At 72.4% G+C, this 2,412-nt stretch carries 2 protein-coding genes and 1 pseudogene; 1 reads left to right on the forward strand and 2 read right to left on the reverse strand.

The genetic code is table 11. The features are described from left to right. Window positions 1-707 (forward strand): annotated as a pseudogene (locus tag AOK15_RS34360) (sigma-70 family RNA polymerase sigma factor); the annotation flags it as partial. Between the two features lie 27 nt (window positions 708-734). On the opposite strand, the gene AOK15_RS34365 reads toward AOK15_RS34360, so the two are convergent. Both AOK15_RS34365 and AOK15_RS34370 read right to left on the reverse strand, forming a co-directional pair. Then, window positions 735-1,421, reverse strand: coding sequence for a glycerophosphodiester phosphodiesterase (locus tag AOK15_RS34365; RefSeq protein ID WP_079058868.1), 687 nt, complete (start codon window positions 1,419-1,421; stop codon window positions 735-737). Window positions 1,422-1,514: 93 nt separating this feature from the next. Next, window positions 1,515-2,412, reverse strand: an 898-nt coding sequence (locus AOK15_RS34370; RefSeq protein WP_055522228.1) for an adenosine deaminase, incomplete at its 5' end; no start/stop codon positions are given.

The following is a 2,412-nucleotide window of genomic DNA, read 5'->3' on the forward strand; positions in this document are numbered from 1 at the left end:
CAGCCCCCACCGGGCCCGTACCCTCGGCGTCCCCCAGCCCCACCGCGTCACCGTCGGCGTCACCGAAGAAGAAGCGCGAGGCGTCGTACGGCACGGTCGTGGACGCCGTGGACCGGGCGCCCGACCCGGACTCCCCGCCGCGCGCCCTTCCGCGCCGGCCCGAGACCGGGATCGAGAGCACCGGCGGCGCGCACGCCGTGATGAACCACCGGGGCGACAGTGTGACCCTCAAGGGCGCGGGCTACCTGCTCGTCCGCTGGCAGCTGGCGCCGCAGTACCGGCCGGGCGGCCTCGTCATGCCCGCCTGGACCGGGCTGAAGGGCAGGCTCTTCCATGTCGCCTCGGGCGGCGGCCGCCGCATGGACGACCCGGTGTCGCCGGACGGCCGGACCAGCGGCATGGGCGGCCCCGACATCGGCTACATCGTCCTTCCCGACGGCACCCAGCAGATGTGGCAGAACGAGTACTTCTACCTCGACGGCACGGTCACCCTCGTCCAGAACGAAAGCGGCGCCGACTACAACATCTCCGTGTTCCCCTCCTCCCGGACCGCCGTCGAGGAGGACGTCAACCGCGGCCCCGACCAGGGCGCCCTCCGCTACGGCCTCGTCCGCGACAACGGCACCGACACGACGCCCGTGCCGCAGTACGTCACGCGGGAGACACCCGAGGACGCGGCGACGGTGGCCCAGCGGTCCGACGTGTGAGGGCGGCACGACCCGGACGCGGCGTGGTCAGTTCCCGTTCCGCAGAGCGCACAGCGTGTCGACGCGGTTCGTGGTGATGGAGTCGACCCCGAGGTCCACCAGCCGCCGCATGGAGCGACGTGTGTCCGGCGTCCACACGGACAGCAGGTGGCCGTCGCGGTGGACACGGTCCACGAGGTCCCGGCTCACCAACCCGAAGCGGTAGTTGAGCCAGCGGGGACGTACGGCGGCGACCAGAGCCGGGCGGGGCGGGGCGAGGGTCTTCCAGGTGAGGGCGATCTCGGCGTCCGGGGCGACGGCCCGCAGCGCGAGCATGGTGTCGGCCCCGGCGCTGTAGTACACCCGCTCCTGCGCCCCGCACTCCTGTACGACGCCCACGACCTGCCGTATCGCCCGGCGGTCTGCCGCACCCGGCAGGTCGATCATGACCCGGTTGCCCGCGGTGACGGCCAGCGCCTCGGCCAGCGTCGGCACACCGTCCGCCGTGAGCCCCCGCACCTCGGCGGCGGACAGCGCCGCGAGCGGCCGGTCCAGCTCCCACAGCCGCTTCAGCGTGGAGTCGTGGAGGAGGACCGGTACGCCGTCGCGGGTCGTCCGTACGTCGAACTCGACGGCGTCCGCGCCCAGCGCGAGCCCCGCCCGCAGCGAGTCCAGGGTGTTCTCGCGGTGGTGGTACGGGGCGCCGCGATGGGCCACGGCGGTCACGGTGCGCAGGGGGGTCATGTTGCTTCCGGTGTGGATCGTCTTCCGGTACGGGGCGTCTTCCGGTGTGGGGCGTCTTCCGGTGTGGGGCGTCTCCGGTGTGGGTCAGGGGGTGAGCCAGGCCGAGGTGTAGGTGTCGATCTCGGCGGCCAGCCGGGTCTTGCCGGGCTCGTCGAGGAAGGCCGCCTCCACCGCGTTCTTCGCGAGCGCGGCCAGCCCCCGCTCGTCGAGGTCGAGGAGCCGGGCGGCGACGGCGTACTCGGTGTTGAGGTCGGTGCCGAACATCGGCGGGTCGTCGGAGTTGACGGTCACGAGGACCCCTGCCGCCACGAACTCCTTGATCGGGTGCTCGTCGAGGGTGCGGACCGCGCGCGTCGCTATGTTCGACGTGGGGCAGACTTCCAGGGCGATCCGGTGCTCGGCGAGGTGGGCGAGCAGCTTCGGGTCCTGGGCGGAACTCGTGCCGTGCCCGATGCGCTCCGCGCGCAGTTCGTTGATCGCGTCCCAGACCGTCTCCGGCCCGGTGGTCTCGCCGGCGTGCGGAACGGAGTGCAGTCCGGCCGCGATGGCCTGGTCGAAGTACGGCTTGAACTGCGGTCGCGGCACACCGACCTCGGGCCCGCCGAGCCCGAACGACACCAGGCCCTCCGGGCGCAGCCGGTCGTCGGTGGCGAGCCGCACGGTCTCCTCGGCCGACACGAGTCCCGCCTCGCCGGGGATGTCGAAGCACCAGCGCAGTACGGTCCCGAACTCGGCCTCGGCCGCCTTGCGGGCGTCCTCGATCGCCTCCATGAACGCCCGCTCGTCGATGCCGCGGCGGGTCGAGGAGTACGGCGTGATGGTCAGCTCGGCGTACCGCACCTGCTGCCGGGCCAGGTCCCTGGCCACCTCGAACGTCAGCAGCCGGACGTCCTCCGGGGTGCGGATCAGGTCCACGACGGACAGGTACACCTGGATGAAGTGAGCGAAGTCCGTGAACGTGAAGTAGTCCGCGAGCGCCTCG

This window comes from Streptomyces ossamyceticus (assembly GCF_001418475.1).
GTDB lineage: Bacteria > Actinomycetota > Actinomycetes > Streptomycetales > Streptomycetaceae > Streptomyces > Streptomyces ossamyceticus.